This is a genomic window from Nocardiopsis ansamitocini, assembly GCF_030268225.1.
Lineage (GTDB): Bacteria > Actinomycetota > Actinomycetes > Streptosporangiales > Streptosporangiaceae > Nocardiopsis_D > Nocardiopsis_D ansamitocini.
The window spans coordinates 876,413-899,646 of record NZ_BSQG01000001.1 but is presented as its reverse complement, the minus strand read 5'-3'; the positions used below and the strand labels follow the sequence as shown (position 1 = coordinate 899,646).

21 protein-coding genes are annotated in these 23,234 nt (G+C 68.4%); 16 read left to right on the top strand and 5 right to left on the bottom strand.

Annotated elements, in window-relative coordinates; translation table 11 throughout:
- Positions 1 to 2: 2 nt before the first annotated feature.
- From QSJ59_RS04090 to QSJ59_RS04030, 13 genes are all read left to right on the top strand, one after another.
- Positions 3 to 665: an SRPBCC family protein gene (locus tag QSJ59_RS04090; protein WP_285757322.1), complete on the top strand. Its 663-nt coding sequence runs from the start codon at positions 3 to 5 to the stop codon at positions 663 to 665.
- A 275-nt stretch (positions 666 to 940) separates the two neighbouring features.
- On the top strand, positions 941 to 1,522 hold the full coding sequence (locus tag QSJ59_RS04085; RefSeq protein WP_285757321.1) for a GTP-binding protein: 582 nt from the start codon (positions 941 to 943) through the stop codon (positions 1,520 to 1,522).
- A 141-nt stretch (positions 1,523 to 1,663) separates the two neighbouring features.
- Positions 1,664 to 2,929 (top strand): styrene monooxygenase/indole monooxygenase family protein, encoded by a 1,266-nt coding sequence (locus tag QSJ59_RS04080; protein WP_285757320.1) that lies wholly within the window; start codon positions 1,664 to 1,666, stop codon positions 2,927 to 2,929.
- Positions 2,930 to 3,008: 79 nt separating this feature from the next.
- Positions 3,009 to 5,312 (top strand): accessory Sec system translocase SecA2, encoded by a 2,304-nt coding sequence (gene secA2, locus QSJ59_RS04075; RefSeq protein ID WP_285757892.1) that lies wholly within the window; start codon positions 3,009 to 3,011, stop codon positions 5,310 to 5,312.
- A gap of 115 nt (positions 5,313 to 5,427) precedes the next feature.
- Positions 5,428 to 6,762, top strand: coding sequence for a sensor histidine kinase (locus QSJ59_RS04070; protein WP_285757319.1), 1,335 nt, complete (start codon positions 5,428 to 5,430; stop codon positions 6,760 to 6,762).
- On the top strand, positions 6,750 to 7,442 hold the full coding sequence (locus tag QSJ59_RS04065) for a response regulator transcription factor (RefSeq protein ID WP_285757318.1): 693 nt from the start codon (positions 6,750 to 6,752) through the stop codon (positions 7,440 to 7,442). The genes QSJ59_RS04070 and QSJ59_RS04065 overlap by 13 nt, the downstream gene beginning before the upstream one ends.
- 171 nt (positions 7,443 to 7,613) lie before the next feature.
- The gene (locus QSJ59_RS04060) at positions 7,614 to 9,737 is read left to right on the top strand and encodes a hydantoinase/oxoprolinase family protein (protein ID WP_285757317.1); all 2,124 of its coding nucleotides are present in this window, start codon (positions 7,614 to 7,616) and stop codon (positions 9,735 to 9,737) included.
- Between the two features lie 3 nt (positions 9,738 to 9,740).
- Entirely contained in the window at positions 9,741 to 11,615 is a 1,875-nt protein-coding gene (locus QSJ59_RS04055; protein WP_285757316.1) for a hydantoinase B/oxoprolinase family protein, read from the top strand.
- The gene (locus QSJ59_RS04050) at positions 11,612 to 12,616 is read left to right on the top strand and encodes an NmrA family NAD(P)-binding protein (RefSeq protein WP_285757315.1); all 1,005 of its coding nucleotides are present in this window, start codon (positions 11,612 to 11,614) and stop codon (positions 12,614 to 12,616) included. The genes QSJ59_RS04055 and QSJ59_RS04050 overlap by 4 nt, the downstream gene beginning before the upstream one ends.
- 195 nt (positions 12,617 to 12,811) lie before the next feature.
- Positions 12,812 to 13,759, top strand: a complete 948-nt coding sequence (locus QSJ59_RS04045; protein ID WP_285757314.1) for a carbamate kinase — start codon at positions 12,812 to 12,814, stop codon at positions 13,757 to 13,759.
- Positions 13,760 to 13,839: 80 nt separating this feature from the next.
- Positions 13,840 to 14,949: a barbiturase gene (gene bar / locus QSJ59_RS04040; RefSeq protein ID WP_285757313.1), complete on the top strand. Its 1,110-nt coding sequence runs from the start codon at positions 13,840 to 13,842 to the stop codon at positions 14,947 to 14,949.
- A 223-nt stretch (positions 14,950 to 15,172) separates the two neighbouring features.
- Positions 15,173 to 15,436: a DUF6406 domain-containing protein gene (locus tag QSJ59_RS04035; RefSeq protein WP_285757312.1), complete on the top strand. Its 264-nt coding sequence runs from the start codon at positions 15,173 to 15,175 to the stop codon at positions 15,434 to 15,436.
- A gap of 205 nt (positions 15,437 to 15,641) precedes the next feature.
- Positions 15,642 to 16,526: a bile acid:sodium symporter family protein gene (locus QSJ59_RS04030; RefSeq protein WP_285757311.1), complete on the top strand. Its 885-nt coding sequence runs from the start codon at positions 15,642 to 15,644 to the stop codon at positions 16,524 to 16,526.
- Between the two features lie 670 nt (positions 16,527 to 17,196).
- Here QSJ59_RS04030 and QSJ59_RS04025 read toward each other — a convergent pair.
- A complete protein-coding gene (locus QSJ59_RS04025; RefSeq protein ID WP_285757310.1) occupies positions 17,197 to 17,328 on the bottom strand; it encodes a hypothetical protein in 132 nt (43 codons plus the stop codon).
- A 539-nt stretch (positions 17,329 to 17,867) separates the two neighbouring features.
- Here QSJ59_RS04025 and QSJ59_RS04020 point away from each other — a divergent pair.
- Both QSJ59_RS04020 and QSJ59_RS04015 read left to right on the top strand, forming a co-directional pair.
- Positions 17,868 to 19,088 carry an LPXTG cell wall anchor domain-containing protein gene (locus QSJ59_RS04020; protein ID WP_285757309.1) on the top strand — a complete coding sequence of 407 codons (1,221 nt, stop codon included), beginning with the start codon at positions 17,868 to 17,870 and terminating at the stop codon, positions 19,086 to 19,088.
- Between the two features lie 141 nt (positions 19,089 to 19,229).
- Positions 19,230 to 19,529 (top strand): Dabb family protein, encoded by a 300-nt coding sequence (locus tag QSJ59_RS04015; protein ID WP_285757308.1) that lies wholly within the window; start codon positions 19,230 to 19,232, stop codon positions 19,527 to 19,529.
- Between the two features lie 247 nt (positions 19,530 to 19,776).
- Here the strand turns inward: QSJ59_RS04015 and QSJ59_RS04010 are convergent, their stop codons facing one another.
- Positions 19,777 to 19,965 (bottom strand): hypothetical protein, encoded by a 189-nt coding sequence (locus QSJ59_RS04010; protein WP_285757307.1) that lies wholly within the window; start codon positions 19,963 to 19,965, stop codon positions 19,777 to 19,779.
- Positions 19,966 to 20,159: 194 nt separating this feature from the next.
- On the opposite strand from QSJ59_RS04010, the gene QSJ59_RS04005 reads away from it, so the two are divergent.
- Positions 20,160 to 21,161 carry an FkbM family methyltransferase gene (locus QSJ59_RS04005; protein WP_285757306.1) on the top strand — a complete coding sequence of 334 codons (1,002 nt, stop codon included), beginning with the start codon at positions 20,160 to 20,162 and terminating at the stop codon, positions 21,159 to 21,161.
- A 9-nt stretch (positions 21,162 to 21,170) separates the two neighbouring features.
- Here QSJ59_RS04005 and QSJ59_RS04000 read toward each other — a convergent pair whose 3' ends face one another.
- The 3 genes from QSJ59_RS04000 to QSJ59_RS03990 form a co-directional block, all read right to left on the bottom strand.
- On the bottom strand, positions 21,171 to 21,875 hold the full coding sequence (locus QSJ59_RS04000; RefSeq protein WP_285757305.1) for a DNA alkylation repair protein: 705 nt from the start codon (positions 21,873 to 21,875) through the stop codon (positions 21,171 to 21,173).
- Positions 21,876 to 21,904: 29 nt separating this feature from the next.
- Positions 21,905 to 22,504, bottom strand: coding sequence for a TetR/AcrR family transcriptional regulator (locus tag QSJ59_RS03995; protein ID WP_432707414.1), 600 nt, complete (start codon positions 22,502 to 22,504; stop codon positions 21,905 to 21,907).
- 195 nt (positions 22,505 to 22,699) lie between these two features.
- A complete protein-coding gene (locus tag QSJ59_RS03990; protein ID WP_285757303.1) occupies positions 22,700 to 23,065 on the bottom strand; it encodes a hypothetical protein in 366 nt (121 codons plus the stop codon).
- Positions 23,066 to 23,234 lie beyond the last annotated feature (169 nt).

The following is a 23,234-nucleotide window of genomic DNA, read 5'->3' as shown; positions in this document are numbered from 1 at the left end:
GCATGAAGGTCACGGGGACCACCACCCTGAGCGCGCCCGCCGAGCAGGTGTGGGCCACCATTCTCGACCCGGCCGTGCTTGCCCGGACCATTCCCGGCTGCGAACAGTTGGAGACGACCGGCCCCGACCGGTACCGGGGGACGATCACCGCCGGAGTGGCCTCCATCAAGGGAACTTTCCTGGGCGACGTGGAGCTCACCGACCTGGAACAGCCGGTGTCCCTGGTGCTGCGTGCCTCAGGCGCCGGCGGCCCCGGAACGGTCAAGGCCGACGTGGCGGTGCGCCTGGTCGACCTGGGTGACGGACGCACCGAACTCAGCTACGACGCCGACGCGGTCGTGGGCGGTATGGTCGGCGGGGTCGGGCAGCGAGTGCTGACCGGAGTCGCCAAGAAGATGGCGGGCGAGTTCTTCGCCGCCATCGACGGCGAACTCAACGGCCGAACCGTCCCGGAGGCGGTGACCGCCGTCTCGATTCCCGACGGGCAGTCCACCGCCGCCGACCGCCCCGTGCCGGCCGTCCCGGGTGTGTTTCCCGGCCGGACCTCAGCGCCTGCGCGGTCCGGTACGGGAGACGAGTTCGCCAAGGGCGCGCTGGTGGGTGCTGCCATCGCGCTTGCCGGAGTGCTGGTCGGAGTCCTCGCGGGGCGCCGATCCAGGAGCTGACGGGCCCTCGGGCCGACGGTTGGGGCGCGGCGCTGGGACCGTGCCCCACACCTGCAAGGTCACCGAGGATGCTACGGAGAGTGCCGCCGCGGTGCTAAGTTCACCTTCAGCACGCCAAAACGATCTTTTGGGCCGGGCTCCTACGGGAGCATTCGATGAAAGCCTTCGGGTCGGTATGTCGGTGTTCGAGCACCCGGCGCGACCCGGATCGCTTCTCCCCACGCGGGGCGCTTGCGCGCATGCCCCTGAAGCGTCTTCGAGGACTGAAGAACATAGTGAACGACTCCCCGAAACTCACCACCAAGATCATCGTTGCCGGCGGCTTCGGCGTCGGTAAGACGACGTTCGTGGGCGCGGTGTCGGAGATTCCCCCGGTCCGCACCGAGGCCGCGGTCACCTCTGCCAGCGCCGGAATCGACGACCTCACCAAGACCCCGGACAAGACGAGTACCACCGTCGCCATGGACTTCGGGCGTATCTCGCTCGACGCCGATCTCGTCCTCTACCTGTTCGGAACCCCTGGCCAGCAGCGGTTCTGGTTCATGTGGGACGACCTGGTGCGCGGAGCGCTGGGCGCGGTCATCCTGGTGGACACCCGCCGTCTGGAGGACTCCTTCCAGGCCATCGAGTACTTCGAGCGGCAGTACCGCCTGCCTTTCCTCATCGCGGTCAACTCCTTCGACGCGGACCACGTCTACACCGTCGACGAACTGCGCGATGCGCTCGCCCTGGCCCCCGACATCCCCATCGTCAGCACGGACGCCCGTGATCGCGAGTCGGTGCTGTCCACACTGGTCACCCTCGTCAAGCACGCGATGGCGGTCGAGGCCCGGAACAATCGACAACTCGTGCACTGAACCGAGCCCCTGCGAGGAGCGCCGAGGGCACGCCGCGAGAAGAGGTCGCCGAAACCGCTCCGCGGTGCGGCCGACGGGGCAGGATAGGCCCACACCCGATGCGGGTTGCGTCCTTCCCACGAGCACGCGGAAAGCAGGCCCATGCGAAAAATCCTGATCGTGGGCGGTGGTCAATCCGGCCTCCAACTCGCCCTCGGCCTCCTCGACGACGACTACGACGTCACCCTGGTCACCGCGCGCACTCCCGACGAGATCCGAGGGGGGCGTGTGTTGTCCACCCAGTGCATGTTCGACACCGCCCTCCAGCACGAACGCGACCTGGAACTCAACCATTGGGAGGACCGGGCCCCCAAGATCGAGCACCTCGGCATCTCGGTGGCAGGTCCCGGCAACGACCGCGTCATCGACTGGGCCGGCCGGACCACGGCCTTCGCCCAGTCGGTCGACCAGCGGATCAAGATGGCCGCCTGGACGGAGGAGTTCGAGGCCAAGGGCGGCCACCTCACCATCGCGGGTGCGACCGTGTCGGACCTGGAGCGCTTCGCCGTCCTCTTCGACCTGGTCGTGGTGGGCGCGGGCAAGGGTGAGATCGCCCAGTTGTTCGACCGCGACGCCAGGCACTCGCCCTACACGGTGCCGCAACGGGCGCTCTCGGCCGCCTATGTCAACGGGATGACCCCCCGCGCCGAGCATGCCCGGAACCAGACGCTGCACTTCAACATCATCCCGGGTGTGGGCGAACTGTTCACCTTCCCCGCCCTCACTCTCGACGGTCCCTGCGACATCCTTTTCCTCGAAGGCGTCCCCGGCGGTCCGCTCGACGTCTTCGACGGACTGGACGACCCCTACGAGCACCTGCGCCGGGCCCTGGAACTCGTCCGCAGCCACGTCCCCTGGGAGTACGAGCGCTGCGCCGCCGTCGAACTCACCGACCCCGGCGCTGTTCTCGCCGGCCGTCTCACACCTGTCGTGCGCAAACCCGTCGGTCGACTGCCCGGCGGCAGGATCGTCCTGGGGATGGCCGACATCGTCGTGGCCAACGACCCCGTCACCGGCCAGGGCGCCAACTCCGCGGCCAAATGCGCCGCCGCCTATCACCTGGCCATCGTCGAGCACGGTGACGAGCCGTTCGACGAGGCGTTCATGCAGGCGGCCTTCGACTCCTACTGGGACAAGGCCCGCCACGTGACGGCGTGGACCAACGCGCTCCTGGCGCCACGACCCCCGCACGTCCTGGAGATCCTGGCCGCTGCCGGGCGGCACCAGGAGATCGCGGACCGTTTCGCCGCGGACTTCGACGACCCCAGCCGGTTCGCCACCTGGTTCCTCGACCCCGTCGGCGCAGGCGCGTACCTCGCCGACGTGGCAGCGCGCGCGGGAGGGAGCCGAGCGGAGCCTCCCCGTTAAGGGGGCGTCCGCAAGATTGCTCGCCTCAGGGGAACCGCTGAGGGTCGGGCGGCGTTACTCTGCTGTGGTGTTCGGACGAATGGCCGAGAGCGTGCGCCGGATCATGGGGAAGCCCGGATCCGTCGCCCTCCAGCCTTATACCAAGCTGCTGAAGTCCATCGAGGAGCGCGAAGAGCGCCTCCGGGAACTGAGCGATGCCGAGATCACCGCGGCCGCCGCGGAACTCGGCAACGCCGAGCTCCCCTACGAACGCGACGACCTCGCGGAGCTGTGTGCGCTGGGGCGCGAGGCCGCGCACCGTGTCCTGGACGAGCGCCCCTTCGACGCCCAGCTGATCGGTGTCATGGCACTGCTGGACGGCCATGTCGCCGAGATGGCCACCGGTGAGGGCAAGACCCTGGCCGGAGCGCTGGCCGCCGCAGGGTTCGCGCTGCGCGGGCAGCGGGTGCACGTCCTCAGCGTCAACGACTACCTCGCCCAACGCGACGCCGAGTGGATGCGCCCCCTCTACACGTTGCTGGGGGTGGAGGCCGGGTGGATCGGCCAGGAGTCCACCACCGAGCAGCGACGCGCTGCCTACGCGGCCGACATCACCTATGCCTCGGTCAGCGAGTTCGGGTTCGACGTCCTCCGCGACCGCCTCGCCACCGACAAGGCCGACCTGGTCGTGCCCAAACCCAACATCGCCCTCATCGACGAGGCCGACTCGGTCCTGGTCGACGAAGCCCGGGTGCCCCTGGTCCTGGCAGGCGCTGCCGAGGCGGCGGAGTCCGACGCCGCGATGGCCGAGCTGGTGCGCGGGTTGCGCCCCAAGATCGACTATCTGGTCGACGACGACGGCCGAAACGCCCATCTCACCGACGCCGGCATCGACGCGGTGGAGAAGGCACTGGACGGTGTGGACCTCTACTCCGCCGACGACACCGCACTGCTTCCCAGGGTGAACCTGGCGCTGCACGCCCACGCCCTGCTCCAGCGCGACGTGCACTACGTGGTGCGTGACGGCCAGGTCCGCCTGATCAACGAGTCACGCGGGCGTATCGCGCTGCTCCAGCGCTGGCCCGACGGGCTCCAGGCCGCGGTCGAGGCCAAGGAGCACGTGGCGGCGAGCGAGACCGGTGAGGTCTTGGACTCGATCACTGTGCAGGCACTGGTTCTGCGTTACCCGACCCGATGCGGGATGACCGGAACCGCCATGGCGGTCGCCGAGCAGCTGCGCGAGTTCTACGAGCTGGAAGTCGCGGTCGTCCCGCCCAACAAGCCCAACGTCCGGCAGGACGAGCCCGACCGCCTCTACGCCACACCGGAGGAGAAGGAGGACGCCCTCCTGGAGGAGGTCGTCTCGGTGCACACGGAGGGGCGTCCGGTGCTCATCGGCACCCAGGACGTCGCCGAGTCCGAGCGTCTCGCCGAACGCCTCGCCAAGAGCAACCTGCCGTGTGTGGTCCTCAACGCGAAGAACGACGCGGACGAGGCGGCGGTGATCGCCGAAGCCGGCACGTACGCTCGCGTGACCGTGTCCACCCAGATGGCCGGGCGCGGGACCGACATCCGCCTGGGCGGCAGCGACATGGCCGACCGCGATCGGGTCGTGGAAGTGGGCGGCCTTTACGTCATCGGCTACGGCCGCTACCCCAGCAGCCGTTTGGACGACCAGTTGCGCGGTCGTGCGGGACGTCAGGGCGACCCGGGCGGCTCGGTGTTCTACGTCAGTGTCGAGGACGACCTGATCGCCAACAACGCCCCCGAGACCCGTGGGTACGACGTCACCTCCGACGGCGCGATCACCGACCCGAGCTGGCGCAGTACCGTGGACCACGCCCAACGCGTGGCAGAGGGCCAACTCCTGGAACTGCACCGCAACACCTGGCGCTACAACCAGCTCATCGACGTGCAGCGCGGGGTCGTGCTGGAGCACCGCGAGGCGGTGCTCACCGACGATCTCGGCAAGCGTCAGCTCGCCGTGGACTGCCCCGCCACCTACGAGGAGTTCATCGACGAGGTCGGCGAGGAGGAGGTCGCGCGGGCCGCGCGCCTCATCACGCTGTACCACCTGGACCGCGGCTGGACCGACCACAGCGAGTTCCTGGCCGATCTGCGCGAGGGAATCCACCTGCGCTTCCTCGGCCGGCGCAACCCGCTCGACGAGTTCAACCGCGACGCGGTCCCCGCCTTCAAGGGCTTCCTCGACAACGCCCGCTCCCGCGCCGCGCAGATGTTCGCCGACGCCAAGGTCGCGAACGGGCGGATCGACGTGGACGCCGCCGGGGTGAAGCGGCCGTCGGCCACCTGGACCTACATGGTGCAGGAGCAGCCCTTCTCCACCGAGTTCGAGAGCATGGTCGGCAAGCTCAAGAACCTGGGCGGGCCGGGACGCGAGTAACCAGCCGGTCCGGGACTGCCCCTGGCAGGCCCGGACCGGGGTATGGCTGTCCCCACCATCGGTTCGGGTACTACAGGGCGGGTGCGCGGACGGGCGCCTGACTAGCGTTGCCGACATGACCGATATTCCTGCTGAGCAACCGCTCCAGGCCATGCGCCGTCGCCGGTACCTCGTCTCGGCGTGGCCGTGGCGAAGCGCCGCCCACGTCGTCACCACACTGATCGTCACCGGGGTCGTCCTGCTGCTCCTGGCGGCCCTCGCCGTACCGGCCACGCTGGCGATCAGCGTGCTCGTCGATCCGCTGAGAGCGCTCGGTCCGGGGGAGGTCCTCCTACTGCCCGTCGGGATCGCCCTGTTCGTCCTGCTGGCGCCGGCGGTGACGATACCGCTGGGCGCGCTGGAGCGCCTCCGGCTGCGCCTCGTCGACGACCGCCCCGTCCGCAGCGGCCACCGCATTCCCGCTACGCCCGGACTGTGGCCCTGGCTGCGGACCCGCTACACCGAGGCCGCCACGTGGTACGAGTTCGCTTACGCCGGCGTACTGATCCTGGTGATGCTTCCGCTCATCGGCCTCCTGGGCATGCTCCTGTTCATGTGCGGGCTCGTCGTGTTCTCCCCGATTTTCCTGTTCGAGCAGGACGACGTCCCCTTCTCGCTGGGCTTCACCGAACTCACCGAACCGCTTCAGGCACTTCCCTGGTCGATCGGAGTCGTCGCCCTGCTCCTGTGCGGTGGCCCCTATCTGCTCGGTCTGCTCACCAGTGGGCACGCGCTCGGCGCCCGCGTCCTGCTCGGGCGGGAATCGACCGATGAACTGCGCGACGAACTGGGGCAGGTGACCGACTCCCGGGCGCGCTTGGTGGACGCCTTCGAGATCGAGCGGCGACGCATCGAGCGCGACCTGCACGACGGTGCCCAGCAGCGGCTGGTCGCGCTCACCATGCAGTTGGGCATGGCCCGCCTGGACGTCCCCGCCGAATCCCCGGCAGCGGCCTCCGTGGAACAGGCGCACGAACAGGCGAAGCTGCTCCTCGCCGAGCTGCGCGAACTGATCCGCGGTATCCATCCCCAAGTGCTCACCGACCGGGGTCTCGCCGCGGCGCTGCCCGAGCTCGCCGATCGCGTCGCCCTCCCGGTACGCGTCAGCGTGGACATCGCCGAACGTCCGCCCGCCCACGTCGAGAGCACGGCCTACTTCGTGGTCGCCGAGGCGTTGACCAACCTCGTCAAGCACAGTGAAGCCACCACGGCCGCGGTCACCGCGGCACTGCACGACGGTGCTCTGGTGGTGGAGGTGCACGACGACGGACAGGGCGGTGCCGAGCCGGGGAAGGGGAGCGGGCTGACCGGGCTGGTCGACCGGGTCTCCGTCATGGACGGCACAATGACCCTGTCCAGCCCGTCAGGCGGGCCCACCCTGATCCGCGTGGAGTTGCCGTGTCCGAAGTAGCGTCGCCTGCCGGAACCGAGCGGGCCCGGGTCGTCCTGGCCGACGACGCCGTGCTGTTGCGGGAGGGGATGGCCGGGTTGTTGGCCCGCTTCGACTTCACAGTGGTTGCCGCGGTGGGAGAGCCCGACCACCTGATCGCCGCGGTCGCCGAGCACGACCCGGACCTGGTGGTCACCGACATCAGGATGCCCCCCGGCTTCACCGACGAGGGGCTGCGCGCGGCGGTGGAGCTGCGGAGGCGGAATCCCGATCTGGCAGTGGTCGCCCTGAGCCAGTACGTCGAGCAGAGCTATGCCGCCGACCTGCTCGACTCCGGAAACGGTGAACGGGTGGGGTACCTGCTCAAGGACCGGGTGGTGGACGTCGAGGAGTTCGCGGAGACCCTGCGCCGGGTCGTGGCCGGTGCGACCATTGTGGATCCTCAGGTGGTGCGCCAGCTGCTGAACCGCCGCCGTGACCCGGTGGAGCGCCTGACCTCTCGCGAGCGCGAGGTCCTGGCACTCGTCGCCGAGGGGTGTTCCAACACCTCTATCGCCCGGGCCCTGGTGGTCACCGAGGCCGCGGTGGGAAAGCACATCGGTGCCATCATGGCCAAACTGGACCTCCCGCCGGAGGACGGAGACGTCAACCGCCGTGTGATGGCAGTCCTCGCCTATCTGCGCACCACCCCTCCCCGCTGACCGGGAGGCTGCCGTTGCCGTCCTCGGGGGTCAGGGGGCAACGGTGCGACCAGCGGTAAAGGGGCGCCAATACCTGCCAACTCTGTTGGCAGGTATTGCCGATTAAACCGTTCATTCGGCGCAGTTGAATCCTTACATCACCGCAGAGAACTGATGTAGGGAGCGGCGCTGATGGCACGGCAACGGCGAGTCCGGATCGGCATCGACACCGGCGGTACCTTCACCGACGTCGTGGCCTTCGACGAGGACACCGGGGAAATCACCACGACCAAGACCCCTTCGACGCCTGCGGACCCCGCGGACGGGTTCATGAACGGCATCGCCAAGGTGGTGGAGCTGCTCGGCGGCGACGTCGAGGTCAGCGCGGTCGCCCACGGGACCACCGTGGCCACCAACCAGCTGCTCGAAGACAAGATCGGCCGCCTGGGTTTCATCACCACCGAGGGCTACGAGTACCTTCTGGAGATCGCCCGCCAGGCCGTCCCCGACGGCTACGGCAACTCCTACTTCTGGGTCAAGCCCGACCGGATCGTCCCCGTCGACCGGGTGCGCACCGTGGGCGGACGCCTCGACCACACCGGCGCCCAGGTGCGCCCCCTCGACGAGGAGCAGGCCGCCGAAGCCGCCCGTTGGTTCCGGGACCAGGGCATCGACACCATCGGGGTCTGCCTGCTGCACTCCTACGCCGACCCCTCCCACGAGGAGCGGGTCCGCGAGATCCTGCGCGCGGAGCACCCGGACGCGGTCGTCTCCATCAGCTCCGAGGTCCTGCGCGAATACCGCGAGTACGAGCGTGCGATGACCACCCTGGTCGACGCGGCGGTCAAGCCGCGTGTCGCCCGCTACGTCGGCGGTATCCGCTCCCGCATCGACGCCGGGCCGCTCACCGCGGAGCAGCGGCGCGTGCCCTTCTCCATCATGAAGTCCAACGGCGGAGTGCTCTCCGCCGAGGAGATCGTGCACCAGCCCATCACCACGGTGCTGTCCGGCCCCGCCGCAGGCGCGCTGGGAGCGGCCCTGATCGCCGCGCGCGCAGGGTTCGACCGCGTCCTCACCCTCGACGGCGGCGGCACCTCCACCGACGTCTCGGTCGTCCTCGGCGGCGAGCCGGGCCTCACCACCGAGGGCAGTATCGGCCGCTACCCCTCCAAGATCCCGATGATCGACATCGTCACGGTCGGGGCCGGCGGCGGGTCGGTGGCGTGGATCTCGCCCGAGGGGGCGCTCAAGGTCGGACCGCACTCGGCCGGTGCCGATCCGGGCCCGATCTGCTACGGCAACGGCGGCACCGAACCCACCATCACCGACGCCCACGTCCTCCTGGGCAGGATCCCCCCGCACCTGCTGGGCGGGGAGATCGGCCTGGACGCAGGATCCGCGAGGGAGGGCATCGCCAAGATCGCCCAGGAACTGGGGATCGGTGTGGAGAAGGCGGCAACCGGAATCCTGGAGATCTCGGCGTGGAACCAGGCCAACGCCCTGCGCCAGATCACCGTGCAGAGGGGCCTGGACGTCCGCGACTTCCACATGGCGACCTTCGGCGGATCCGGGTCACTGCTGTTGTGCAGGCTCATCGACATCCTCGGTCTGGCCGGCGCGATCGTCCCCAGGGACCCCGGCAACGTCTCCGCGTTCGGCCTGCTCACCGTGGACGTCAAGAACGACTACGTTCAGACCCACGTCACCCGGCACACCGAACTCGACCTGGTCGCGGTCGGGTCGATCCTGGCCGAGCTCACCGGCTCCGCGGCCGACGCCCTCGAACGGGAGGGTTTCGCCCGCCCCGACCACCACTACGCGCGCACCGCCGACCTGCGCTATTTCGGTCAGGCGTACGAGGTGCGGGTAGCGGTGCCCGACGGTCCGGTGGACGCGTCGCTGGCCGACGCGGTCGCCGAGGCGTTCCACGACGCCCACCGCTCCCTCTATGGCTACGACTTCCGTGGCGACACCGACCAGCAGGTCGAATGGGTCAACCTGCGCGTCACGGGTGTCGGCCGGATCCGCCGGCCGGAACTGCGCGAACTGCCCAGCGGGGAGGGGGGACCCGAGCGGGCGCTGAGCGGGCACCGCGACGTCCACTTCGACGAGGGTGCCCGGCCCGGCTACCGCACAACCCCCGTCTACCGCCGTGCCGACCTCGCGTCCGGCGACCGGATCGAGGGGCCCGCGATCATCGAGGAGTTCGGCTCCACCATTCCGCTGCACCCCGGGTTCACCGCCCGGATCGACGGCTACGGCAACGTGCTGGTCACCGCCGACGCCGCCACCGCCCCGACCGACCAGGAGCGCTGAGCCATGACCGCCACGAACACCGCCGCACTCGTTGTGGATCCCGTCCTGCTGGAGATCGTCGAGGGCAGCCTGGCCTCGGTCGAGAAAGAAGTCGAGACGGCGATCGCCCGCACCTCCCGGTCGCCCATGATCCGCGACGCACACGATTTCCGCGCAGGGATTCACGACCGCCGGTTGCGCAAGCTCACCGGCCGTTCCTACTCCGCGCTGGTGCACCCCATCGCCCGTGACTTCCCCCTGGAGACGATGAATCCGGGGGACGTCTTCTTCCACAACGACGTCTACGAGTCCGAGGGCGGTATCGGGCACCTGCCGGACCTGTGCGTCACGGTCCCGGTCTTCCACGACGACGGTGACGGACCCGAGGTCGTCGCGTTCGTGCAGGCGTTCGGACATCACGACGACATCGGCGGCGGCTGCCCCGGTTCGATGCCCTCAGGCGCCACCTCGGTGTATGAGGAGGGCCTGATGGTCCCGCCGATCCGCCTGTGGGACCGGGGCGTGCCCAACGAAGCGGCGCTGCGCATCATGACCCGCAACTCACGGATGCCCGACTCGCTGGCAGCCGACCTCGACGCCGAGTGCTCGGCCTGCCTCATGGGCGCGCGTCGCCTGGGCGAGCTGTTCGCCCGTTACGGTCGGGCCACCGTCGAGGCGTGCTTCGACGCGCTACTGGCCAAGACCACCGAGACCTACCGGCGCGAGATCCTGGCCAAGATCCCCGACGGCACCTACGTGTGGGAGGACTACGCCGAGCACGACGGCGTGGACGCCCCCAAACTGCACACCCAGCGCATCACCCTCACCAAGGTCCCCGACAAGATCATCATCGATTTCACCGGGACCTCGGCCCAGGCGAAGGGGCCCATCAACCACTGCGGAGACTACGCCGACGGCAACTTCCTGAAGAAGTGGCTGGCCCCGATCCTGCGCAATCTCGCAGACACTCCCGAACGCATGGCCGAACTCGACGTCAACGAGGGCGTCGTGCCGCTCATCGAGATGCGCTTCCCGCCCAAGGGCACCCTGCTCACCCCGGTCTTCCCAGCCCCCACCAACGCACGCACCTTCGTCATCCTGCGGTTGCTGGGCGTGTTGTCGGGGGTTCTCGCCAAGGCAGTGGACGGACGCATGCCCGCCGACCAGGAGACCATCCGCTACACCGGAGTGCACGGCACGGATGAGCGCGGCGAGCACTACCTGATGCGCGAGGTGCTTGGCGGTGGCTCCGGCGGACGCTACTACGCGGACGGCGAGGACACCATCCACGTCGTGCCCGACTCCCGCAACCTGCCCACCGAGTTCACCGAGTCACGGTTCCCGTTCCTCGTGGAGCGGTTGGGGCTGGCCCGTGACTCCGGGGGAGCGGGGCGCTACCGCGGCGGACTGGGGTACGAGAAGCACATCCGGATGCTGCGCGACGCCTCCTTCATGTCCATCGCCGACCGTTCCATCCTGTCCTGCTGGGGGGTCAAGGGCGGCAAGGCCGGCCGGCCGTTCCAGGTCACCATCGACCCGGGCGGCCCCAACGAGCGGGAGATGGACGGGCTGGTCGACGCCGAGCCGGTGCGTGCAGGAGAGGTGATCCGGATCCGTACCACCGGCGGGGGCGGTTGGGGCGATCCGCTGGAACGGGAAGTCGATTCCGTCCTTTGCGATGTGCTTTGGGGCAAAGTCTCACGGGAGGCGGCCCGGGAGGATTACGGTGTGGTGGTCAACGGACCGGACAGCACCCCCCAGGCCGATCTGGCCGCGACCGAGCGGCTGCGCGACCGACTGCGCGCCGACCGCGACCCCGACCTTCCCTTCTTCGACAGAGGGCCGGGTTACGCGATCCTGTCGGGGGGCGCGACATCCTCGGAGGTGGATCGACTGTGACACAACCACGGGTCCTCGTGACCGGAGCGGCCGGCAAGACCGGGCGTGCCGTCCTGGCCGCGCTCGCCCACAAAGGGGCGCGGGCCCGGGCCTTGGTGCACCGCGAGGACCAGAGCGCCGGGGCGCGCACCTGGGGAGCGGCGGAGACGGTCGTCGGTGACATGCGCGACCGCGCCGTCCTGAAGCAGGCGGCCTCGGGGGTGGACGCGATCTACCACATCGCGCCCAATATGAGTCCCGACGAGGTCGAGATCGGGGAGACGCTGATCTCGGCGGCCAAGGCCGCCGGTGTGTGGCGGGTGGTCTACCACTCGGTCCTGCGGCCCCAGATCCAGGCGATGCCGCACCACTGGGCCAAACTCCTGGTGGAGGAGGCGCTCTTCAGGTCGGGCCTCAACGTCACGGTGCTCCAACCCGGTCCCTACGCGCAGAACCTGTTGGCCGAACTCGACACCGTGCGCGCCACCGGACAGCTACGGGTGCCCTACTCCATCGAGGTGGAGTTCGCGATGGTCGACCTGTGGGACGTCGCCGCGGTGGCGGCGCGCTGCCTCACCGAGCCGGTTCGCGCACCCGAGGCCGACCTGTTCCGCGACGACGCGAGAGTGGGGCTCGCGGCGCTCGACGACCACGGCGCCGACGACGATCACTCCTTCGCCGTCTACGAGCTGGCCGGACCGCGCAACGTGTCGGTCCGTCAGGTCAGTGGCGCTTTCGGTACCGTGCTGGGCAGTCCGGTGACCGCGGTGACGGTCCCGTTGGACGAGTGGCGGTCCCGGGCGGAGGAGGCGGGCATGGCCGAGCCGGTGCGCGCGGGGCTGGCGGCGATGTTCGACTACTACGACGCCCACGGGTTGCGCGGCAACGGCCGGACCCTGCGCACCCTGCTGCGCCGCCCGGGCCTGGACGCCTACGAATGCCTGCGTCGCGAGGCCCGCATGGCCCTCAGCCGTGAGGAGCGCGACGCGTTCGTGCGGACCAGGGCCGCGCGCCGGCGGTAACCGGATCGGGGCCGGTCGCGCAGCCGCGCGACCGGCCCCGCCCTGCCTCGGGCCGCGCGGGGCCTAGCCGGACCATATGGCTACTTGTGACATTCAATCCGACCTTCTTGGGCAACTGTGGACCGGGATGTAGATGGGGTGCTCTTCTAGAGTCGGCAGCACCGCTTTTTGAGGAGCGCTTGCCCGAGGAGCCAGATGTCCCAACCGCGCCGCGTTCTTGTCGCCCTCGGCGGCAACGCCATGACCACCCCCGACGGAAGCGCGCGCCCTGACGACCAGCGCAGGGCCATCGAAGCGGCGATGGGCGACATCGCCGCACTGATCGTCGACGACACCGAGGTCGTTCTGACGCACGGCAATGGACCGCAGGTGGGCAACCTCCTGGTCAAGAACGAGATGGCCGCGCACGTGGTCCCGCCCGTGCCGCTCGACTGGTGCGGGGCCCAGACCCAGGGAACCATCGGTTTCACCATGGCCGGCGCGCTGGAGACGGCACTGGCTGCCCGAGGGACGCCTCGGTGCGTCTCGGCGATCGTGACCCGGACCCTGGTGGATGCCGCGGACCCTGCGTTCACCGCTGCGGACAAACCGATCGGCCGCTACCTGCCTGCCGCCCAGGCCGCCGAGTTCATCGCCCTGGGCCAGAACTGGACCGATTTCGGCGAGCGTGGATGGCGCCGGGTGGTCGCCTCCCCGGAGCCGCACGAGATCCTCGACGCCCCCGCCGTCCACGCGCTGCTGGCCGCGGGGATCGTTCCCGTCGCCGCGGGCGGTGGGGGGATACCGGTGGTGCGGGACGCGTCGGGCGCGCTGCGCGGGGTGGAGGCCGTACTGGACAAGGACCGCACGGCCGCTCTGCTGGCCCGCACGGTCCAGGCCCAGACCCTGGTGATCGCGACCGATGTGCCCAACGCGATCCTGCGCTACGGCTCGCCCGACGCCGTGCCGATCGGTCGGATCAGCGCCACCGAACTCGGCCGCCATGCTGTCGCCGGGCACTTCGCCGGGGGCAGTATGGGGCCCAAGGTCGAGGCCGCGCTGCGGTTCGTCGTCGAAGGGGGAGGCCGGGCGGTGATCACCGCGCTCGACCGGCTGGCCGAGGGGATCGCCGGGGAGGCCGGAACAGTGGTCGAACCCGGCTGACCTCGGGACGCTCGAAACCGGCACGGATCCATGTGTCCGGCAACAAGGAAAGTACCGCTACGAGGAGAGGTGGCCCCACAGTGACCAGGCCTATCGAAGTCCACAAAGTCGCGATCGAGAGCGTGACGGACGCATCCGGTCTCGCTCGGCTGATCGACGACGGAGTGTTCGCCGCCGACGACGTGCTCGCGGTGATCGGCAAGACCGAGGGAAACGGCGGAGTCAACGACTACACCCGCATCCTCGCCGATCGGGCGTTCAGAGAGGTCCTGGTCGCCAAGGGGACTCGCACCGACGACCAGGCACAAGAGGTGCCGCTGGTCTGGTCCGGTGGAACGGACGGGGTGATCTCCCCGCACGCCACGGTCTTCGCCTACGCCCCCCAGGGCCGTTACACGCCCACCGACGAGCCCAGGGTCACCGTCGGCGTCGCCATGAGCGAGCAGATCCTGCCCGAGGACATCGGCCGGCCCGCGATGGTCGCCAAGGTCGCCGAGGGCGTACGCGCCGCGATGAAGACCGCCGGGATCACCGATCCCGCCGATGTGCACTACGTCCAGACCAAGACGCCGCTCCTGGTGCTGGAGACGATCAACGACGCGAAGTCCCGTGGGCACTCGGTGTTCACCGAGGACACCCTCAAGTCCATGGATGTCTCCAACTCCACGACCGCGCTGGGCATCGCGGTGGCGCTCGGGGAGATCGAGGAGCCCGCGGCCGAGCAGATTCACGCCGACCTGTCCCTCTACTCCTCGGTCGCCTCCTGCTCCTCCGGTGTCGAACTGGACCGGGCCCAAATCGTGGTCGTCGGCAACGCACGGGGCATCGGCGGTCGTTTCCGCGTAGGACACAGCGTTATGCGCGACGCCCTCGACGCCGACGGCGTGTGGGGGGCGATCCGCTCGGCGGGCCTCGAACTCCCCGAACGCCCGCACTCCAGCGATCTCGGCAGCGCTCTGGTCAATGTGTTCCTCAAGTGTGAGGCCGATCCCACCGGCCGGGTGCGTGGGCGCCGCAACATCATGCTCGACGACAGCGACGTGCACTGGCACCGCCAGATCAAGGCGACTGTCGGCGGGGTCACCGCTGCGGTCACCGGCGACCCCGCGGTCTTCGTCTCGGTTGCGGCCGTTCACCAGGGCCCCTCCGGTGGTGGGCCCGTTGCAGCGGTTGTGGACCTGGGCGAGTGACCCCCGGTTTACACTGAACTGAATTCACTGCCCTCTGGTGGTCATCACCGGGGGGCAGTCCTATGCGGCGGCGAGCGAAAGAGCACACCGTATCTATGCAATTGCATGGGAGCTGGGTAGTGTCGAGGGAATCCCCGGCTGAATTCACGGAACAGGTATTGCCGTGAATAAACGGCACTACCATGGCTGAGGCTCATCTCAAATGGCAGGGAGAGAGTCCAACGTGGCCCATGAGGTCGGCGCACAGGAGAAAATCACATACGGTCGCAACGACAGGTTCACGGGTGGCCCCGTCGGTGGGGGGCGCTTCTGGATCGATGAAGACGGTCGCGCCACGGCGCGCCTCGGCGGCCCCGGCGAATGGCGGGGAATGATCCAAGTTTGTACGGGAGAGACCTTTACGGTGGGCGGTCAGCTTTGGCGTGTTGAGGACATCGTCGACGCGGACAATCCCGGCGCCTATTTGGTCGTCACGCGTGTGGGCTGATCAGGCCCGATTTCGAGCCCTATCCCGCTTCCGGGACGGGGCTCGTTGTCTTTTCGGTGGGGGCGGTCGGGAGCCGGTGCCGGTGCTGAATGTATGCCGCTCCGTCTTCCCCGTCGACTATCCGGCACAATACGCCCTGAAGCCGAGTGTTTTTCACGTTTCTCTGTCCTTTGCCCCGGCTCGGGCCCGACCCCGATAGGACCCCGTGCAACTCCTGATCGACGTCTTCATGCCCCTGGCGCTCGCTGTCGTCATGTTCGGTCTGGGACTGAGCCTGGCCGTCGACGACTTCCGCCGGGTCGTGCGCTACCCCCGTGCCGTTCTGGTCGCGCTGTTGTGTCAACTGCTCCTCCTGCCCGGCGTCTGCCTGGGCCTGGTACTGCTGTTCGACCTTCCCGGGCCGCTGGCGGTAGGGATGATGCTGTTGGCGGCCTCTCCCGGAGGAACTGCCGCCAACCTCTACAGTCATCTGTTCCGTGGCGATGTCGCCCTCAACGTCACGCTTACCGCGATCAATTCGGTGATATCGGTGATCACGCTGCCCTTCGTGGTCAATCTTTCGCTGGCCTACTTCCTCAGCGATTCCGGTTCGCTGGGGTTGCAGTTCGACAAAGTGGTCCAGGTCTTCGCGGTAGTCCTGGTCCCCGTCGCGGCAGGCATGGCCGTCCGGGCGCGATTCCCCTCCTTTGCCCGAGGGATGGACCGTCCGGTCAAAATCGCCTCGATCGTCGTGCTGGTAACGGTCACTCTCGGCGCCATGCTTGCCGAGGCCGGCAACCTCGCCACCTACTTCGCCTCGGTGGGGGCGGTCGCCGGACTGTTCTGTCTCATCAGTCTCAGCGTCGGCTACCTCGTGCCGCGCCTGTTCAGGATCGCGCCGTCGCAGGCAACCGCGTCGGCCATGGAGATCGGGCTGCACAACAACACGATCGCGATCACCGTGGGCGCTTCGCTGTTGGGGGACATTCAGCTGGCGGTACCCGCCGCCGTCTACGGTGTCCTCGCTTTCGTCATCGCCGCGCTCTTCGGGGCTTTCCTCGCCAGGTCGAGGGGCGGCGAGAGGATCGAAGCCGCGGCGCAGAGCGGTTGATCCGCGCGCTACCCGTGTGGATCAAGCGAACCAGGACCCGGGGCCCGGATGCTTGGGCCCCGGGGCCCAAGTAGGGCCAGGGCCGATTGAGCCCGTTTGGGCCTGTCCAGCCCGAGTGCGTACCAGAAACAATGCTTTGTGTGAGCGGAAGGGCCCCCGGAGTCACCAAGCCGGGGGACTCTCCCCAGCGTCCGTGTGCGCACCCACTCCGCTCCATGTGCGCGCGCTGGACACGGACGCGTCCGGTTGGCGCCTTCGATCGGGCCGCAGCTCCTGCCAGGTGCGATGAGCTGTCGGTTCGGGGGCACCGAAGGCGCCAGCCGGCGCGGGGGAGCGGTCCCGCGCCCGTTTCGCCGCCCAGTGCGAAGCGAGCGGTCGCCGGCATCCCGGCTCGACGGGCGCTTTTCCTGTGTGCAGCGCCTGTGCGCTCATGCCCGGCTCGCCGGGCGTGTCTGCGGGCGACGGCGAAGCGCTGACCGATGGCGCCGCCGATAATCGTCAGCGACGATGTCGGCCTGATCGATGCCCGGCACGTTGAGGAGGCATCCAGCCGTCGCCCCTGATGGGGATGGCTCGCGCGTCCTGGGGTTCGATCTTCAAGCTGAACCCGGAGACGCGGTCCCAGGCACCCGGTTCGGGGCCGATGGCGTTCACGCAGGCTGCGATGTGATCAGAGCGGCTGGTCGAGCGCGAAGGAAAACTCCGTTTCGACGATCGGGATCGTGGCGTCCCACAGGGTCGAGGCGGCCTCCGGCTTGCGCGCGGCCCGTGAGGACGTGCGCACCGTGGGGTAGCCCCGCACACAACGGCTCTGGTGCCTCTGGGAGTGCTCGTCTCCGTTTCGGACATCCCTGAACGAGGGCCGTATTCCACGCGCGGCCGATCGGTTTACCGGATTCGGTAAGAATCTCACCGACGGCCGTAGCCGGACAGCGGACATGTTGCCCCAGTTTGCTGTCGGGTGAATGTGCTTCAATTCGACTGGGCCGCCTCGAGTCCCTTGATCGTGCGCGAAGCTGAGTGCATTCCGTAGCGGAGTTCTGACGGGCCGAATTGAGACATCTTGGTGACCAAAAACCGGAGATCTCTCGCTTTTCTCCCACTATGTTCGGTTCCGGCGAAGTGGTTTCCCCGATTCGCCTACCGCGTACGTCCGGGCTGTGTCGGTTGTGCCGGTCCGTGAGTGCTCCGTCCGGTTCGTCAGACACCGACACCCGCCATGTCATCCCCCTTTTCGGCAGACCTTCGATCCTTCGGCGTCGGTTTTCTCCCCGCTGCGGATCCGAATCGTCCTGCCCCGGTGCCTCGCAGAGGCCACAGAACACTCAAGGAGTGTCCCCAATGGCTCAGTCCACGACTTTCCACCGCGTCCTGCGCGGGGGAGCGGCCTTCGTCGCACTCGGTGCGGTCGGGCTCGCCGCAGCGGCTCCCGCGGCGGCGGAGCCGGAGTGGGAGGGCTACGCTGCCAGCTCCCTGGCAGAGGCGTTCATCAGCGGTGAGACGGGCTACTATTCCGGCATCGTCGGTTTCGTGGAGACCTGGGACGGCAGCGCCAGCTCCGACCAGTCCAATGTTTACGGCTCGCTCACGCCCTTCCTCAAGGTCGCGGGTACCACCACGGTCGACGTCGACGCGTCGACGGCCTCCGCAACCTCGTCGGTGCGCAGCGCGAGACTCACCATGACCGTCGAAGACCTCTTCACACTCCAGGAGCAGGAGCCCGACGAGGCCGACGACGAGGGTGTGCTTGCCGAGGCGGAGCCGCCCCCCGCGCCCTCCACCACTCCGGCCCCAGATGCGCCCCCCGCGCCCGACGACACCGACACCGGTGCCGAGGCCCCGCCCGTCGAGCCCACCGAGGAGGCGACCCCGCCCGCGGAGGAACTCCCCGAGGCAGGCGAAGGCAGCGACGAGGTCCCCGTCGAAGAAGAGACGCCCGAGATCGCCCCCGTGCTCCTGTTGGACTCCGGTAGCACCACCCTGGTCTCCGGGGACGCCAACACCGTTGTCGACATCGCCTTCACCGGGGTGGAGTCCGCGGCCACCGTTACCGCCGGTGGTGACCACGAGGCGACCCTGGAGTACGGGACGGCCACCGCTTTCGGCCAGGAGCCCGGATCCGACGGGGTCGTGACCAGCACTGTCGACGTCGACGGGGAGAAGGTTCCGATCAAGGTCCAGTTCTTCTCCTGGGCCGACAGCGATCAGGAGTGGGCCACCTCGACGCTGGGCGCCGAGATCCACCTCGGCGGCGAGCACGTGGGTGAGCTCTACATCGGCTCCTCGGTGTCGGTGGGAGAGGAGGTCGGCGAGGGCGGTCCCGGTAACGGCAGCACCGGTCCCGGCAAAGGCGGCGGCACGGGCGACAACGAGCAGCTCAGCGGTGCCATCAAGGACAAGGTGGACAAGGGCAAGGTGGACAACGCCCTGCCCACCACCGGATCCTCGCTGGGCGGCCTGATCGCGGCCGGTTCGGCACTGGTGCTCGGCGGCGGCGGTGCCGCGCTGTACTTCGTCCGTCGTAAGAAGTCCACCGCTTCGGTGGAGGCCACCCAGGCGTAGGGCTTCGGCCTTCACGGCCTGAGGCAGCGCCGGTTCCGGGCCCGGGGGACACTCCTCCGGGCCCGTCGCCGTTTTCGCCGATGTGCCGCTCGTACGGCCAGGCCAGACCGTGAGTCGTCGCGAAGCCATTAGGTTCGGGGCATGGGTATTCGGCACATCGCGCTGTTTCGTTGGAACGAGGGCGTCTCGCCAGAGCAGGTCGAGAGGGTGGGGGCCGTACTGGGCACGCTGCCCGGCGTCATTGCGGAGTTGAAGGGGTACGGGTTCGGTCCGGACCTGGGAATAGGGTCGGGGAACTACGATTTCGCCGTGGTCGCCGATGTCGAGACGGAACAGGACTTCCTCGCCTACCAGCGGCATCCCGAGCATCAGGCGGCGCTGGCCGTCATCAGGCCGCTTCTCGCCGACCGCGCTGCCGTGCAGTTCGGTATCGAACTCTAGGCGGGCCGGCCCGGCTTTCCGGGTGGTGCCACCGCTGCTCTTCCGGGCCCTCGATCGGATCGGCGTTCGGCAGGACCGGTGGCATCTGCACAGGAAAAGCGCGGAGAGGACGGCCCCCGGCCCCTGCACCGTTTCGGGACCGGATGAAGACCTGCCCGCTCGACCGCACCATCCAAGGCGTCGTCGGTGGTCGATGTCCACCGGTGGGCGGGGCGGGGACACCCCCACCCGCGCCCACCGTGTTTCGCTAGACGGCTACGCGGCCGGTGTGCGGTTCGGCAGCACTCAGCAGGTGGACGGAGTTGTCACGGCCGTCCTCAAGAAGGTCGTAGGCGTCTTCGGGGATACCGAACCCCATCACCGAGCCGATACCGCCTGCCAGTGCTGCGGTTGCGAGCAGTGCGGCGACGCGGGTGGAGGGAAAACGGTCGAACATCGGTCATCTCCTGGGCGAGGTGGAAACCAGTCTCGTTTGATTACTCTGTGTAGTTTAACTGTAGCCCAGGGTGTCGAATTGGGTGTTGTGCAGATGATGGTCGGCCGGTCCGTGTCAGCATGGAATCGGTGGAACAGGGAAGGTCGGCACCCGTGGGCCGCAAGCCCCTCACCCCTGGCGAACGGGAGCCTGGCATGCCGCAGTCGAACGAATCGAACGATTATCGGACCGGGGAAGTCGGCCGTAGGCGGAGCTGGTACGGAGCCAAGAAACACGTCAAGACGCTGCTGGGCTGGCGACTGCCCAACCTTGCGATGCGTGGAGCGGTCGGTGTTGTCGCCCCGCAACTGCGCGCAACGGGTCGGCTGCCTGCTCCGGCCGCGATCGGCGAGGTCACCGGAAAGGTCGCGGACGCGGAGTACGTGATGCTCGCTCCGGCCCGCTGTGTGATCGCCAAGGAGCTCTACTGGGGGCAGGGGAGGCGACCCCAGCCTGCTGACGACCTCGCCGTCCAGGTGTTCGCGGCGGCCGCCCGAAAAGCAGGAGCGCTGCTCGACGTGGGTGCCTACACCGGGCTGTTCACCCTCGTGGGGACCGCCGTCAACCCCGATCTGCGCGCACACGCCTTCGAGCTCGTGCCCGAGGTCTACCGGGCCCTGTTCGACAATGCTGTGCGCAACCGGGTACTGCACCGTGTCACGCTGCACCACACCGGTGTCGGAGATCCCACCGCCCAGGTCACGATGCCTGCTGCGTCCGGTGACTCTGCCCTGCCCTGTTTCTATTCGAGCGAACTGGAGTTCGCCGACGGCGTCCCGGTGCGGGTGGTCGCCCTCGACGAGTTCACCGACCAGGTGCCCCATGGAAGCCCGGTGCTGATGAAGGTGGACGTCGAAGGGACGGAGACGACAGTCTTCGAGCACGGTGAACGTTTCCTTGCCGCCCACCACCCCGACATCCTGTGCGAGGTGCTCCCCGACGCGGACTGCGCACGGCTGCGCGCCCTACTGGAACCGTACGGCTACCGTTTCCACCTGGTCGGTGAGCGCGCGCTTGCTCCGGCAGGGGAACTGGCGGCGCACCCGAGGTTTCGGGATTGGTACTTCACCACGCGCACACCCGCCGCACTGGCCGAGATCGGTATCCCTGTCGCCGCCGGTGCCGACCGCGTGGCCGGCACCAGTCCGGTCGGCTGAACGGAAGGGTCAGGCCTGCGCAGACTCCAGGTGCTTGAGCGCCTCGCGCAGGGACAGCCCCGACATCCTGTCCCCGTGCTCGGCGGTGAACTTCAGTACCGAGCCGGGGTCGGTTTTGGCGTGCTCACGAAGGGCTCGGCCGATCGCCTTCCTGACGAAGAGATCGGGGTGTCCGATGCTGGGCTCGATGCTCGCGAACAGCAAATCGGTGTCGGTCTGTTCCCGCGATCCCAACTGGCACAGGATCGCGGCGCGACGCAGCCACGGATCGGTTCCCAGGGACCAGCTGCCGACCAGAGGCCGCAATTCCAAGGGGTGGGCGCGCAGAAGCGGTCCCACCCTGCGGGGGGCGATCACGTCCACGTAGTCCCACCACGCGCCCGCCACCACTAGATCCTCGTACAAGTCGACGACGGCCGGGGTCTGGTGGCCCGAGTAGAGCGGATGGCCGGTCAGTTCCACGGCCGCGTAGCGTTCCTCCCGGTGCGAGGCCACGCGCCACAGGGTGCGGACGGTGTCCTCCCAGTTCCCCGCCCCATGGATCGGGTGGGCAGTGAACACGTCCGCGAACACCGACCGTCGTGAAGAGGCGCGCACCCCGTGGAAAGGCAGATCCGACCGTGCGTGCTGTTGCATCGGACCGGCATCGGAGGGGTCGGCCGCCGACCGCAATCGCTCGCGGACGGCGGCGATCAATCCCAAGTGTGCGGTCATACGCCACATTATGTCGGCCCCGCCGCAGGTCACAGGCTGGGCGCGCCCGGTTGCCCGTCCGTGCCGATGCCGTCGAACAGCACCGTCATGAAATGGGCCGCGAGGTCGGACGTGCCGAGTGGGCCATCTGGCCGATACCAACGAACCGTCACCCAGATGGTGTCGCGGATCATCCGGTAGGTCAGCTTGGCGTCCGCGCCTTCGCGGAAGGCGCCACTGGCCCGACCCGCCACGATGACGTCCAGCCAAAGCTCCTCGATCTCCTTCTCGGAGCGGTCCAGATACGCGAAGCGTGGAAACTGCCGGAGGTACTGCCAGTCGTTCTGTACGACGGTGATCGCGGCCCGGTGCGGTTCGATGGAGGCGTAGGCGACCGTGATCAACCGGGCCAGTAACTCGCGAGAGGTGCCGCCCGCAGCGATCGCCGCACGGTAGTCCCGCAGCAACTCCTCCAGGTAGGAGGACAGGATCTCGTCCACAATCGATTCCTTGGAATCGAAGTGGTGGTACAGGCTTCCGGAAAGGATTCCGGCCTTGTCAGCGATTTCGCGTACGGTCGTGGCTTGGAAGCCCTTCCGGGCGAACAGTTCGGCGGCCAGTCGCACGAGTGAGTCGCGACGTTGCGACACGAGCGGTGCCGAACCGCTCTGGCGACGGCCGTGCCCGCGTTGGCCGGTAGCCGCCGGACCCGCCCGATTTTCGTCACCGTGGGTAACGGAAACGTCGTCGCTGCTGGTATTCACGTCCCTCATTACGGGCGACCTGTCCAATCGCTTGTCAGGTTCGGCGGTCCCTGTCCTCGGACATCGGTGCCCCGCGCCCGCTCACTTCAACAGCTGCGACATTTCCTGCACAGTGGGGCAGGGCCAACGCAGCATGCAGCAGTTGCACCGACGCATCGCCGCCGCGGGGGCGCTGGAGATTCCGCCGGCATCACGGGGGCGATGCAGGTCCAACAAGGTCAGACAGAACTCGGCAAGGGCACTGACCTCCTGGCGGGCGCTGGCGTGAAACGAAGTGTCGGTGCGTCGTGTCGGCGCCTCTGTGCCAGAGGGGGAGAAGGGCTCGATGAGCTCGGGTCTCCAGGTGACGGCCGTGGCGGCGCGCTCGCGCACCCCCTCCAGGTACATTCGCAGTCGCTCGTGCTCATCGAGCCGTCCTGTTTCCGACGTGTACATGTCAATGGACATCGATGTGTTTCCCCCGACCGGAACTCTGGGCTACCCCGGACGATAATCGCGATCAAGCGTACACAGAAAGTAGCCGATGATCGTTTTCGGTCGCGGGAGAGAATGCGGTGTGCCGTGAGGTCCCGGCGCGCCGCGAATTGACTCAGGGTAGCGGGTTCTTCTTTCGCGC